At 66.8% G+C, this 13,349-nt stretch carries 9 protein-coding genes; 4 read left to right on the top strand and 5 right to left on the bottom strand.

From position 1 onward, the window contains the following. Positions 1–192: 192 nt before the first annotated feature. Complete coding sequence (locus GGR00_RS10425; protein ID WP_184699400.1) at positions 193–1,203, bottom strand: ligase-associated DNA damage response exonuclease; 1,011 nt, start codon at positions 1,201–1,203, stop codon at positions 193–195. 84 nt (positions 1,204–1,287) lie between these two features. On the opposite strand from GGR00_RS10425, the gene GGR00_RS10430 reads away from it, so the two are divergent. Further along, entirely contained in the window at positions 1,288–2,199 is a 912-nt protein-coding gene (locus GGR00_RS10430) for a class I SAM-dependent methyltransferase (protein WP_184699401.1), read from the top strand. Here the strand turns inward: GGR00_RS10430 and GGR00_RS10435 are convergent. Continuing rightward, positions 2,196–2,381: a hypothetical protein gene (locus GGR00_RS10435; RefSeq protein ID WP_184699402.1), complete on the bottom strand. Its 186-nt coding sequence runs from the start codon at positions 2,379–2,381 to the stop codon at positions 2,196–2,198. The genes GGR00_RS10430 and GGR00_RS10435 overlap by 4 nt on opposite strands. A 389-nt stretch (positions 2,382–2,770) precedes the next feature. On the opposite strand from GGR00_RS10435, the gene GGR00_RS10440 reads away from it, so the two are divergent. Further along, a complete protein-coding gene (locus tag GGR00_RS10440) occupies positions 2,771–5,416 on the top strand; it encodes a ligase-associated DNA damage response DEXH box helicase (protein WP_184699450.1) in 2,646 nt (881 codons plus the stop codon). Further along, positions 5,413–6,126 (top strand): ligase-associated DNA damage response endonuclease PdeM, encoded by a 714-nt coding sequence (gene pdeM / locus GGR00_RS10445; RefSeq protein WP_184699403.1) that lies wholly within the window; start codon positions 5,413–5,415, stop codon positions 6,124–6,126. Before GGR00_RS10440 ends, pdeM begins: the two co-directional genes overlap by 4 nt. A 410-nt stretch (positions 6,127–6,536) precedes the next feature. Here pdeM and GGR00_RS10450 read toward each other — a convergent pair whose 3' ends face one another. The 3 genes from GGR00_RS10450 to GGR00_RS10460 form a co-directional block, all read right to left on the bottom strand. Then, the gene (locus GGR00_RS10450) at positions 6,537–7,319 is read right to left on the bottom strand and encodes a TIGR02186 family protein (protein WP_055971104.1); all 783 of its coding nucleotides are present in this window, start codon (positions 7,317–7,319) and stop codon (positions 6,537–6,539) included. Beyond that, positions 7,319–8,245 (bottom strand): sulfite exporter TauE/SafE family protein, encoded by a 927-nt coding sequence (locus GGR00_RS10455; protein WP_055971100.1) that lies wholly within the window; start codon positions 8,243–8,245, stop codon positions 7,319–7,321. The genes GGR00_RS10450 and GGR00_RS10455 overlap by 1 nt, the downstream gene beginning before the upstream one ends. Before the next feature lie 175 nt (positions 8,246–8,420). After that, a complete protein-coding gene (locus tag GGR00_RS10460) occupies positions 8,421–12,137 on the bottom strand; it encodes an SEL1-like repeat protein (RefSeq protein ID WP_184699404.1) in 3,717 nt (1,238 codons plus the stop codon). A gap of 442 nt (positions 12,138–12,579) precedes the next feature. On the opposite strand from GGR00_RS10460, the gene GGR00_RS10465 reads away from it, so the two are divergent. After that, a complete protein-coding gene (locus GGR00_RS10465; RefSeq protein WP_055971655.1) occupies positions 12,580–13,032 on the top strand; it encodes a MerR family transcriptional regulator in 453 nt (150 codons plus the stop codon). Positions 13,033–13,349 lie beyond the last annotated feature (317 nt).

Here is a 13,349-nt window from a genome sequence, read left to right on the forward strand (position 1 = left end):
CGGCACTCGCCCTGCGACGCTGCAGCGATAGAGGTTGCAACGTTGTTGGTGGGCTGGCCGGGCGATGACAGCGTGATCTCCTCCCTTGCGGGGGAGATTGCCGGCAGGCCAGAGGGGGGTGCTGTCCCGCAGTCTTGGCGGTCCTGTCGCGCTTGGCGGGGCATGGGAGCGTGGGGCGGAGTGTAACCATCCTCAATCCCCCTCATCCTCATAGCCCACCAGATGCAGCGGTCTTGCCGCTATTCCGTTGAGTTCGCACCAGCGCACCAGCGCTTCCTCGCGGCCATGGGTGACCCAGACCTCGCCGGCGCCGGTTTCCCCGATCGTTGCGGTCAGTTCGTCCCAGTCGGAGTGGTCGGAGATGATCAGCGGCAGCTCGACGCCGCCCTGTTTGGCGCGCTGGCGGATGCGCATCCAGCCGGAGGCGAAGGCGGCCAGCGGGTCGGGAAAGCGCCGTGCCCAGCGGTCGGCGAAGGCCGATGACGGCGCAATGACGATGGCGCCGGCAAAGTCGCTCCTGTCGCCGTCCTCGACCGTTGCGGGCTGGAGGTTGCCGAGGTCGACGCCTTGGCTCTGGTAATACTCGCTGAGGCGCGCGATGGCGCCATGGATGTAGATTGGCTTGTCGTAGCCCTGGTCGCGCAACAGCCGCATTACCCGCTGCGCCTTGCCGAGCGCATAGGCGCCGACCAGATGGGCCCGCTCGGGAAACTGCTGCGCCGACTTCAGCAGCTTGCCGATCTCCTGCGAGGCATCGGGATGGCGGAACACCGGCAGCGCGAAGGTGGCCTCCGTGATGAAGACATCGCACGGCACCACCTCGAAGCCTGCACAGGTCGGGTCGCTGGCGCGCTTGTAGTCGCCCGAGGCGACGATGCGCAGGCCGTTGTGCTGCACCGAAATCTGGGCCGAGCCGAGCACATGCCCGGCCGGATGGAAGCCCACGGTGACGTCGCCGAGCCGGATCTTTTCGCCCATCGCCACGGCCTGGGTGCTGCCGGCAAAGTCGGCTCCGCAGCGGATCGCCATGATGTCGAGCGTCTCGCGCGTGGCCAGCACCCTGGCATGGCCGGGGCGGGCATGGTCGGAATGGCCATGCGTGATGAGCGCGCGTTCCACCGCTCGCACCGGGTCGATGTAGAAATCGCCGGGCGGGCAATAGAGCCCTTCGGGGCGGGGATGGAGCAGGTCGCGGGCACGCATCTTTGCAAGATAGGCATTTGCCGCTTGCGTGGAAGGCCGCTTTGGCAGTAATGCGCGCCACTCTCCTCATTCTGGACACCGCGCTTGACGCCGTTGCAGCTCTCTTCCAACGACCTGCTTGCCGACCGGCGGGCGGACTATGCCGAAATGCTGTTCGCGTCGGGCGACCATGCCGCCGCCGCCGAACTGATGCTTGGCGCGCTCGAACTGGCGCCGAACTGGGCGATGGGCTGGTTCCGGCTGGGCGAGATGCAGGAGGCGGCCGGCCAGACCGACGCCGCCGCCGAGGCCTGGCGCATGTCGCTGAAGCTCGAGCCGGCCGACCGGCCGGGCGCAACGCTCAAGCTGCAACTGATCGGCGCGGCACCGGCCGCCGACAGCCCGCCGAGCGCCTTCGTCGAAATGCTGTTCGACCAGTATGCCGAGAAGTTCGACCACGCGCTGGTCGAGACGCTGCACTACCGCGTGCCGGAACTGCTGACGGCGGCGATCGGCGCCACCGGGCGCAGCGCGTTTGCGCATGCCGTTGATCTCGGCTGCGGCACCGGCCTGATGGGCGTCAAGCTCAGGCCGGTGGCGAAGCGGCTCGAAGGCTACGACATCTCGGCCGAGATGCTGCGCAAGGCGCGCGACAAGGGCGTTTACGACAGCCTCGACAAGGCCGACCTGCAGGAGCTGGAGTTTGCGGGAGAAGCGGCGGACCTTGTCACCGCTGCCGACGTGTTCATGTATCTCGGCGCGCTCGACAGGGTGTTTTCCAGTGTCATGAAGATGCTGGCGCCTGGAGGCATCTTTGCCTTTTCGGTCGAGCTGTTTTCGGGCGTCGGCCCCTTCGAGCTTCAGGCGTCGCGCCGCTATGCCCATTCCGAGGCCTATGTCCACGGGCTGATCGCGGCCGCCGGCCTGACGCTGGTCTCGCTGGAGCGCGCCGTGATCCGCCAGGACCGCCGCGAGCCGGTCGAGGGCTTGATCGTGGTGACCGAGCGGCCGGCCTAGCGCCGGCTGCTGCTGCTTGGGCTACCCAGCATGCCGCGCGAGCGCAGCGGTTTTTCCACCGGCCTGGCGGTGATGCCGACGTGCTTCTGCACGGCTTCCAGTTGCGCCTGAAGGTCGCGGACGAGCTTTTCGAGTTCGGCGATGCGGGCTTCGTGGGAGGCTGTGTCGATCATGATGTCCAAGTATGTCTTTCGTGCTGATCCCATTTGAAAGCGGACAGCCAGCGAAGCAAGGTCTCATTCCTTCACACCCCCCTCTGCCCTGCCGGGCATCTCCCCCGCAAGGGGGGAGATCAGGCCGTCATCGACGCTCCCGGCCAATCACCACTTTGCAGCATTTGCGAACTCGTAGAATGGGCGCCGCCTTGGACGAGACTGATCTCCCTCCTTGCGGGGGAGATGGCCGGCAGGCCAGAGGGGGGTGCGAAGGATCGGGATGTCTCAAGTCGGCGTATGCAATGCTCATCCATGATCCCTGTTTGTTCCAGATTCCGCTTGGCGTGCCGACGCGCCCGCGCTAGGTCTGTGCCGTGACGAGCCAAGCGCGACTGGAGCCGAATTCGACTGCCGCCATGCTGCCGGAGCCATTCGTGCGATGGTTCGCCGAGCGCGGCTGGGCGCCGCGTGCCCACCAGCTCGATCTGCTCGCCAGCGCGCAGCAGGGCAATTCCGTGCTTTTGATCGCCCCCACCGGCGCCGGCAAGACGGTGGCAGGGTTCCTGCCGGCGCTGACCGATCTCGCGATCAGGCCGAAGAAACGGCCGGGCGAGGCGCATCGCGGGGTGCACACGCTCTACATCTCGCCGCTCAAGGCGCTGGCCGTCGACATCGAGCGCAATCTCGGCAAGCCGGTCGACGAAATGAGCCTGCCGATCACGATGGAGACGCGCACAGGCGACACGCCGCAGCACAAGCGCGCGCGCCAGAAGCTGTCGCCGCCGGACATCTTGCTGACGACGCCGGAGCAACTGGCGCTGCTGATCGCCTCGCCCGATGCCGAGCGGTTCTTTTCCGGCCTGCGTTATCTGGTGCTCGACGAATTGCATTCGCTGGTGACCTCCAAGCGCGGGCATCTTTTGTCACTGGGGCTGGCACGGCTCAGGACCTTCGTGCCCGACCTGCAGGCGATCGGGCTGTCGGCGACCGTGGCCGAGCCCGACGAGCTCAGGCGCTGGCTGGTGAGGCAGGGCACTTCACCCTCCCCCTTGTGGGGGACCGAAGGACGGGCGAGACCCGTGGCTCGCCCCGGTGAGTCGCCCGAAGGGCGGGGTGGGAGGAACGACCTGGCCTCTACCCCCACCCCGACGCTGCGCGTCGACCCTCCCCACAGGGGGGAGGGTAACGCCATGGCCGACCTCATCACCGTGTCAGGCGGCGCCAAGCCCGAGATATCGATCCTCGATTCCGAGGAGCACGTGCCGTGGTCGGGGCACTCGGCGCGTTATGCCATTCCCGACGTCTACGAGGCGATCCGCAAGCACAAAACGACGCTTTTGTTCGTCAATACCCGCAGCCAGGCGGAGTTGCTGTTCCAGGAGCTCTGGCGCGTCAACGACGACAATCTGCCGATAGCGCTCCACCACGGCTCGCTCGATGTCGGCCAGCGCCGCAAGGTCGAAAAGGCGATGGCCGACAATGTGCTGCGCGCGGTCGTCGCCACCTCGACGCTCGACCTCGGCATCGACTGGGGCGACGTCGACCTCGTCGTCCATGTCGGCGCGCCGAAGGGCGCGAGCCGTCTCGCCCAGCGCATCGGCCGCGCCAACCACCGGATGGACGAGCCGAGCCGGGCGATCCTGGTGCCGGCCAACCGCTTCGAGGTGCTGGAGTGCCGGGCAGCACTCGAGGCCAACTATCTCGGTGCCCAGGACACGCCGCCGCTGCTTGATGGCGCGCTCGACGTGCTGGCACAGCATGTGCTGGGCTGCGCGTGCGGCGCGCCCTTCGATGCCGATGAGCTTTACGCGGAAGTGACGGGGGCGGCACCTTATGCCGAACTCGACCGCGACAGTTTCGACCGTGTCGTCGACTTCGTCGCCACCGGCGGCTACGCGCTGCGCAGTTACGAACGTTACGCCCGCATCCGCAGGACCAAGGACGGCAAGTGGCGGGTGTCCAACCCGCGTATCGCCCAGCAATACCGGCTGAATGTCGGCACCATCATCGAAGCGCCGATGCTGAACGTGCGTTACACCCGCGCCAAGGGCAAGACAGGCGCGGGCACCGCGGCGGCCCTGACACTGCGCGGCGGGCCGGTGCTCGGCAAGATCGAGGAGTATTTCGTCGAGACGCTGTCGGTCGGCGACATGTTCATCTTCGCTGGCAAGGTGCTGCGCTTCGAGGGTATCCGCGAGAACGAGTGCTACGTCTCGACGGGCGGCGCCGGCAACGTCTTGGTGCCGTCTTATGCCGGCGGCAAGTTTCCGCTCTCGACCTATCTCGCCGAGCAGGTGCGCGGCATGCTGGCCGACCCCGCGCGTTGGAAGGCGCTGCCCGAGCAGGTGGCCGACTGGCTGCGCATGCAGCAGATGAAGTCGATCCTGCCCCGGCGCGAGGATCTGCTGGTCGAGACCTTTCCGCGCGGCGAGCGCTTCTACATGGTGGCCTATCCGTTCGAGGGCCGGCTGGCGCACCAGACCCTCGGCATGCTGTTGACCCGTCGGCTGGAGCGCATGGGCGCGCGGCCGCTGGGTTTCGTCGCCACCGACTATTCGCTCGCCATCTGGGCGCTGGGCGATCTCGGTCGCCTTTTCAAGGCGAAGAAGCCGTCGCTGGCCGAACTGTTCGACGAGGACATGCTGGGCGACGACCTCGAGGCCTGGCTCGCCGACAGCTGGCTGCTCAAGCGCACCTTCCGCAACTGCGCCGTCATTGCCGGCCTGATCGAGAGGCGCTTTCCCGGGCAGGAAAAGAACGGCCGGCAGGTGACGGTGTCGGCCGACCTCATTTACGACGTCTTGCGCAGCCATGAGCCCGACCACATCCTGCTCCAGGCAACGCGGGCTGATGCGGCGAGCGGGCTCCTCGATGTCAGGAGACTGGCCGAGATGCTCTCGCGCATCCGCGGCCGAATCGTCCATAAGATGCTTGACCAGATCTCGCCGCTGGCGGTGCCCGTGATGCTGGAGATCGGCAGGGAGCCGGTCAATGGCGAGGCCAACGACACGCTGCTGATGGAAGCGGCGGACCTGATCGAAGAGGCGATGGGAAGCGCATGAACATAGCCGCGCGCGATCTGACCAGGGCTGGCTGCGAGACCATTTCGGTCGCCGGCATGCGCGCCGCCTGCGACCAGCGCGGCGTGCTGCATGTCCCCGAGCTCGACCTGCTCGTCGTCTCCGACCTGCATCTGGAGAAGGGCTCGTCGCATGCCCGCCGCGGCCGTCTGATCCCGCCCTACGATACCGCAGTGACGCTTCAGCGGTTGGCGGAAGTGGTCGAGGACTATCAGCCGCGCATCATCGTCAGCCTCGGCGACAGTTTCCATGATGGCGAGGGCGCCGCCCGCCTGCCTGAGCCGTTTCGCGCGAGCCTGATGGCGATGATGTCCGGGCGCGAGTGGTTCTGGATCGCCGGAAACCACGACCCCGATGCACCCGCCGACCTGCCGGGCGCGACGGTGCGCGAACTCGCCGTCGGCGGGCTGGTGTTCCGCCACGAGCCGTCCAGGGGGCACGCCGAGGGCGAGATCGCCGGTCATTTGCATCCCTGCGCCAGGATCGTCCAGCGCGGCCGCTCGGTCAGGCGGCGCTGCTTCGCCAGCGACGGCGCGCGACTGATCATGCCAGCCTTCGGCGCCTTCACCGGTTCGCTCAACGTGCTCGCCCGCGCCTACAAGGGCATGTTCCGCGACGGCGCGCCGACCGCCTATATGATCGGCACCAGCCGGGTGTATCCGATCGCGGGTTCGTTGCTGCGGCCGGGTTGATCTCGACGCGCCGCGAATGCTGTCTGTTCGCCTCTATCCAATTCCTGCACCGCCCCGGACGTCGTCTCCGTCGCGGCATGGGTTCCCGACACCCTCCGCTCGCTCACGAGGTCGGGAACGACGGAGGTGAGCGTCCACTTCCGTCCAGCGCCCTCGTGGTTCGACAGGCTCACCATGAGGGCTACGGGGATGGTCCACGTGGCGTAAACGTTGAAGGTTGGCTGCAAGGTCCACCTTCCGTCGTTCCCGACCTCGTGAGCGAGCGGAGGGTGTCGGGAACCCATGCCGCGACGGAGACGACGTCCGGGGCGGTGCAGGAATCGGCCTGCCCGCGCTAACACCGGCAGAGCCAGGCGAGGTAGATCCGGGCAGTGACGATGGTGGCCGAGGGCTGCGCGCCCCCGCGCCGCTCAGTCCTTCCGGAACACGATCCGTCCGAGCCAGCCTGTCAGCATGGCGAGGCCGATGGCGAACAGGCCGTAGCCGAAGCCGTGGTCGGTGGCGAAGCGGAAGATTGTCTGCTCGAAGCCCGACTTGACGATGGCGAGCTGGGCCGAGGTTTCCTTGATGAAGATGCCGTTGCGGAACAGGAAGGCGCGCGCCTTGTGGGTGCCGACCGGCACGTTGGGGGCGAGGTGGAGCGTGGCGCGGAACAGGCTCTGCGACAAAAACTGCACGCCGCCGATGTTGTCGGAGTAGAGCCCGGTCGCCTGCTTGCGCTCGCGCAGCGCCTCGGTGAACTCCTGGATGGTCAGCGGGCTGTCGCGCTTGTCCTCGGGCTCCATGTAGATGTTGTTGGCGCCGAGCGACAGCTGGCGGTAGTTGTTGGGGTCGGTGATGTCTTGCGGCTGGCGCGTTGTTGCCACCGAATAAGACATCGGCACGTTGACGAAGGTCTCGGAGCGGGTGTTGATCCACATGCCGAGCACGCGGTCCTTGCGCCGCACCACGACCGGCCGGGCCGGCCCTTCGAGCACGACATAGACGTCGTAGCGGCCCTGGCGGTTGATCAGCGGGTCGGCGTTTTCGAGCGCGCCGAAGATGGTCAGGTCAGCGCCCGAGAAGTCGGCGGTGATGGCGACGCGGTCGGTCGACAGCCCGATCTGGATGCTTTCGGGATGCGCTGCTTCCTGCGCGCGCGCCGGAAGGGCCGCGGCGGCCAGGATCAGCACTGCAAGCCATGCCGCCCGCATCACAGAAGCCCGCTCACGCCGGTCAGCGAATAGAGGTTCTGCGGCTTGACGAACAGGTCGAAGCCGAGGCGCAAGGCAACGGCAAGCACCAGCAGCGCGAGCAGCGCGCGCAGCTGCTCGCCGCGCAGCTTCTGGCCGGCCTTGGCGCCGTATTGCGCACCCGCCACGCCGCCGATCATCAGCACCAGCGCCAGGATGATGTCGACGGTCTGGTTGGTGGTCGAGTGCACCAGCGTGGTGAAGGCCGAGACGACGACGATCTGGAACAAGGAGGTACCGACGACGACGTTGGTCGGCACCTTGAGCAGGTAGATCAGCGCCGGCACCATGATGAAGCCGCCGCCGACGCCCATGATGGCGGAGAGGAAGCCGATGCCGGCGCCGATGCCGAGCACCGGGATGACCGAGACGAACAGCTTCGAGGTGCGGAAGCGCATCTTGAAGGGCAGGCGGTGGATCCAGTTGTGCTGGCCCGACTTCTTCAGCGCCGGCGGCACGCCGCCCTTGGTCAGGCGCAGCGCATTGACGCTTTCGACCAGCATTAGTCCGCCGACGGTGCCCAGGAAGACGACGTAGAGCAGCGAGATGAACAGGTCGAGCTGGCCGATGGCGCGCAGCAGCGCAAAGACGAAGGCGCCGGCGGCCGAGCCGGCGATACCGCCGATCAGCAGCACCGTGCCGAGCTTGAAGTCGAGCGTGCCGCGCTTGAGATGGGCGAGTGCGCCCGAAAACGACGAGGCGATGACCTGGTTGGCGCCGGTGGCGACCGCGATGGCGGGCGGGATGTTGTAGAAGATCAGGAGCGGCGTGATCAGGAAGCCGCCGCCGACCCCGAACATGCCCGACAGGAAGCCGACCGCCGCGCCCATCGCCAGGAGCACGAACACATTGACCGACATTTCAGCTATCGGGAGATAAATGCCCACCCGTCAGTCTCTGCAAAATGAATTATTGCCGTCGCCCATCCCTGGGAGCCAGTTGGCTACCGGGTACTTGCGCCGACATTGCGGCGAAGTCAAACTTCACCGTGCCCGAAATGAAAATATCTCAATCAGTTAACCCGCCGGTTAAGGCGGGTCGCTGAAATGAGGAGTGGGTGGACTATTTGCGCGCCAGCAGCGCCTCGACCAGCGGGCCATCGATCTCGCCGGTCGGCTTCATCGCATTGTCCTTCTGGAATGCCGCAATGGCGTCCTTGGTCTTCTGGCCCATCATGCCGTCGGGCTGGCCGGCTTCGTAGCCATTCTTGTTGAGAATGGCCTGGACGTTGTGGATGGCCTTCTTCATGTCGACCGCGGCGGGCGCATCCTGCCAGGCGGCGGGGATGTCGACGGCGTTGGATGCCGGGTCGAGCGTCTTGGCCTGCCACAGTGCGGTCGTCTCTTCGGCGCGCTTGAGCTGCTCGGGCTTGAGCGCCTTGGCGATTTCGTCGCGCTTGGCGGCGGCATCCTTGTCGCCCTGCCTGGCGACGATGGCGAACCACTTGTAGGACGCTTCGAGGTCCTGCTTCATGCCGACGCCCTTGGCGGCGAGGATGCCGAGATTGAACTGGCTGTCCTTGACGCCGAGGTCGGCGGCGCTGGTGAACCAGCGGGTTGCCGAGTCGTTGTCGACGGTGCCGTCGGCGCCCATGGCAAACAGCACCGCCAGATTGTGCATGGCGCTGGCGTTGCCCTGGGCAGCGGCGAGCTGGTACCAGGTCTTGGCCTTGGCCGCATCGCGGTCGACGCCGTTGCCCTTTTCGTAGAGATTGCCGATGCGGTACTGCGCCGGCGCGAAGCCGAGCTCGGCGGCTTTTTCGTACCACTGCGCCGCGGCCTTCATGTCGGCCTCGGTGCCGCGGGCTTCGGCGTAGCGCGTGCCGATCTCGAACAGCGCCTTGGCGTCGCCCGCATTGGCGGCATCGCGCAATGCGGTCGGGCCGACGGCCTTAGGCATGAAGGCGGCAGGGGTGGTGGTCGGCTTGATCGTCTCGGTCAGCGTCGGCTGCGCCGGAATGGACTGCGTGCTGTTGTGGTCGAGCGCGACCTCAGCCGGTGCCGCCTCTTCGATCGCCTCGGCGATCATGTCGGGTTTTGCGGCCGGTGCCTTGGCGACTTCGGCCTTGTCGACATTGCGAACCGGCGCGGCGGGGGCTGCGATTGCCTTGGCGGGCGCTGCGGCAGCGACCTTGGCCGGCTGGGATGCCGGAGGGGCGACGGTGACGCTTGCCGTTTCCACCGGATCGTTGAGGAAGGCCTTGCCGAGCTGCATGCCGGCGAGCGCCAGCATCACCGCGCCGACGGCCATCAGCACCGATTTGCGGCGCGACTTGATGAGATCGCCGATGCGCAATGCGCGCACCGGACCCTTGAGATCGGAGCTGCGCTTGAGCGCGTCGGCTTCGGCGGCGGCTGCCTGCGCGGCGCGGCGGGCGGCGGCGATGAAGTCGGATTTCGACGCATCGGTCTCGCTTGGCCTGGTCGTTTCGCCGCGTTCGTCGCGGACGCGGCGCATGATGGCGTTGAGGTCGGGCGCGCCGGAGCCGGGCTCCAGCGGACGGTTGGCGATCTTGGGGTCGAGCGGCGCGTCGAGCATGACGCTCGGGGCGACGGTCTCGATGACCGGTTCGGCCGTCTCGGTTTCCGGCGGCTGTTGCTTGGCCTTCTTGGCCGTGAAGGCGCGTGCCAGGCCGCTGAACATCGAGGTCCGGGCGGGTGCTGGGTCCTTCTTGTCGGCGCGCACGCCGTCGAGGGCTGCGACTGCCGCCGCCGCTTCCGCTGCGGCCTGGGCAGGGCTGCGGGTGATGCGCTCATCGTCGCCCGCGCGCTCGGTCCGGCGACCGAAGGTGGCGTTGGCCTCGGGCAGCGGTGCCGGCTCTTCGGGGGCGAGCGACGGCGTCTCGCTGAGCGCGAGCTTGGCCTCCGCCTCGACGATCCGCGGCGACAGCAATTCGGCGACGGAAGCGGGCGGCGTGTCGACGACGGCCGTTTCGCCGGTTTCGATGGAGCCGAGCCGGTCGACGATCTTGAGCAGCGTGTCGTGGATCGCCTCGAAGGTCTTGCCGTTGCGCTCGTCGGAACGGCGGGTGAGCGCTTCGAGTGCCTTGAGGTCCTGGGCGAGGCCGGTGACGGCAGCGGTTTCGGTGGTCGAGCCGGTAAAGGAGCGGACCGCATTCTCGGCCGCCTGGCGCGCGGCTTCGACGAGGGCGTGGTGGTTGCCGGCGATCGAGCGTTCGATCTCGTCGAGGCGCGGACGGATGTCCTCGAACTCGGGCAATGGCGAGCCGGGGCGCGCGAGATGGTTGGTCAGTTCGCTGACCTGTGCTTCGAGGCCGCGGATCAGGTTCGGATCGATGCTAGACACCTGGGCCGCCGACATTTCGAGCCGGCCGGAAATGTCCTCGAGTCGTGCCTCGAGGCTGCGCATCGCCTGTTCGGTGGCCGGATCGGGACGGTTGGTTTCGATGCGCTGGGCAAAGGCCGTGAAGCGCGCGTCGATGGCCTCCATGATGCCGGCCTGGTCGGCTGCCGGCTGGCTCGCCTGGCGGTCCAGGCGATCGCCAAGGTCCTCGAGGCGGCGTTCGAGATCGCGGAACAGCGAATTGCCATGTTCGAAGGCATCGCCCTGGCGGCGCTCGAAAACATCGGCCAGCGCGTCGAAGCGCTGTTCGATGCCCTGGAAGATGAGACCGGCGTCGGGTGCTGCGGGCGTGCGTTCGATCTTGTCGGCGATCAGCGAGATCTGCTGGCCGAGGCGCTCGACGGCCTGCTCGGGAATGTCGCCGCGGGCGGCGATGCCGTCGACGCGCTCGGACAGGACATTGAGCCGGTCGATGATCTCTGCCGTCGGCTGGTCGGCGGTGATCTCCTCGATCTGGTGGGCAAGCGCTGCGATGCGCACTTCGATGCGCTCGAACGGCGCGGGGTCGAAATGCGGCGTCTGGGCCGAGACCGTCGAGGCGACGATGGCGCGTGAGATCTCGTCGAGGCGCTCGTCGATGAGGCCGAACATCTCGTCGCTGTGGCTGTCGCGCTGGCGCACGAACTGTTCGACCGCGCCGGCCAGTGTGCGCACCTTCTCCTCGATGGTGCGCAGCGACAGCGATTCGGGCAGGTTGTTGACGGCGTCGTTGATCTGTTCGAGCCGGCCGGCAAGTGCGGCCAGTGCCGGGTCTTCGGCACGCTGGCCGGCATCGGCCGACATGCGGTCGGCGAAATCGGTCCAGCGGCGGTCGAACTCGTCCCAGCGCCGGTCGGCGGACAGCACGGTTTCTTCGCGGGCAAGATCGCCGAGCGAGCGGCGGACCTGCTCCAGTTCGAGGCGCAGCATGTTGACGCTCTTGTCGTCGCTGCGTTCGGCAAGCGAATGGATGGCGCCTGACAGGCGCTCCAGCTCGTGCCCGAGCTGGACGGCCTCGACGCCGGCAGCGCCTGCCTGGCTGGCACGGTCGATGTCCTGGCGCAGCAGGTCGAACTCGCGTTGCAGGCCGGAACTCATCTGGTGGCGCATCTCTTCGCGCAGGGCGCGCAGCTCGCCGGCGATCTGGCCGACGGCGGCAATGCCGTCTTCCTGGCCGCGGACCCTGTCGATGTCGCGGACGATGGTATGGTAGGGGCGCTCGTAAGGAGCGCTGCGGCCAAATTCGCCGCGTGGGGCGTAGCCCGCCGCCGGTGCCTGGCGCATCGGCGCGCGATAAGGCTCTGCGCTCTCCTCGCGGGCGCGTTCCAGCCGCGCCTCGAGGTTTTCGAGCGAACGGTTGAGCTGGTCGAGCGACGCGTGCGGGCGGCGCTGCCTGCCGTCGTTGAGGGTGTCGAGATAGGACCGCTTGCTGTTCATCGAAACGCCCGTTGGTCAGAGTGCTGGTAGGAACCAGTTGCCTCAAATCCTTGCCGGGATCGGGGTCGCGAAATGCCGCGCGGAAATTGGCTTCCTGGGGCTATTCGCCGCCCTCCGAAACCGTGAACAATTCGATACATGATGACCACGGGAGAACCGACATGCGCACATTTCCCCGAACGTGGTAAACAACCTCTTAACCAAGCTTAAGAATGTGCGACGTTGTGTTCCCGTGCCGGCGCCGAAACCAGCCAGATTTCCCTTGCGTAGGGTAGGGCGCATCGTTATAGCATTTACGTAAACGTAAGACGTGTGCAGACCGCCGTCTTGAGTGCCTTTACACATAGAAACCATGATCGGGAGCCCCGCCCCCTGCGGCTTCCATCAGAGCATCGGCCGGCTCCGCCGCCGCGCTCGCAATTGGGGATATCGGAAGCAGATGATGAAGCTTGTATCGGTCGCCGATGTAGCGGCCAATGAAAACAATCTTTCCGGCGAGGACTATGTCCGCATCGGCGAGATGGCGAAGAAGTATGGCGTGACGCTCAGGACGTTGCGTTTCTACGAGGACAAGGGGCTGCTCAACCCCAAGCGTGAGGGCGCGACCCGCCTTTACACCCGGCGCGACCGCGCGCGGCTGAAGCTGATCCTGCTCGGCAGGAAGGTCGGTTTCTCGCTGCGCGACGTCAAGCAGATGATCGACCTCTACGATCCGACCGGCACCAACGCCAAGCAGCTGCGCCTGACGCTCGACAAGTCGGACAAGCAGCTTGGCCGCCTTCAGAAGCAGCGCCAGCTGCTCGACGAGGCGATCGGCGAACTCAACAACCACATGACCGTCGTTCGCCAGCTGCTGGCCGAGCGCACCGCGACCCAGGCCAGCGCCGCCGGCTGATCGCGTACCGACCGTTGTTTGAAAACGACCCGGCGAGGGAAATCTCGCCGGGTCGTTTTTCGTTGGGGGGCACGGCTGTGCTTGATCTCTGCTGGCGGCGCTGACTGACCGACTACCCGGTCAACGTGCCCGTCAGATGCGCTATCTCCTGAATGCGTCAAAGGTTGGCGACAGGCGAGTCGTCTCAGCAGCCCTCATGGTGAGCCTGTCGAACCATGAGGGCTGCTGTTGGGCCGCGCAACGGCAGCAAGACTGGATTGGCGGCCCCGCTCCAGTCGCCCTGGGGGAGCATGATTGTCATGGTAAGGGCCGTCGGC

The sequence above is a fragment of the Aminobacter aganoensis genome, assembly GCF_014206975.1.
Classification (GTDB): domain Bacteria; phylum Pseudomonadota; class Alphaproteobacteria; order Rhizobiales; family Rhizobiaceae; genus Aminobacter; species Aminobacter aganoensis.

Excerpts from the sequence above, each read along its gene's own strand:
- GGR00_RS10425 (WP_184699400.1), bottom strand. The coding sequence starts at position 1,203 with ATGCGTGCCCGCGACCTGCTCCATCCCCGCCCCGAAGGGCTCTATTGC.
- GGR00_RS10440 (WP_184699450.1), top strand. The coding sequence starts at position 2,771 with ATGCTGCCGGAGCCATTCGTGCGATGGTTCGCCGAGCGCGGCTGGGCG.
- pdeM (WP_184699403.1), top strand. The coding sequence starts at position 5,413 with ATGAACATAGCCGCGCGCGATCTGACCAGGGCTGGCTGCGAGACCATT.
- GGR00_RS10450 (WP_055971104.1), bottom strand. The coding sequence starts at position 7,319 with ATGCGGGCGGCATGGCTTGCAGTGCTGATCCTGGCCGCCGCGGCCCTT.
- GGR00_RS10460 (WP_184699404.1), bottom strand. The coding sequence starts at position 12,137 with ATGAACAGCAAGCGGTCCTATCTCGACACCCTCAACGACGGCAGGCAG.
- GGR00_RS10465 (WP_055971655.1), top strand. The coding sequence starts at position 12,580 with ATGAAGCTTGTATCGGTCGCCGATGTAGCGGCCAATGAAAACAATCTT.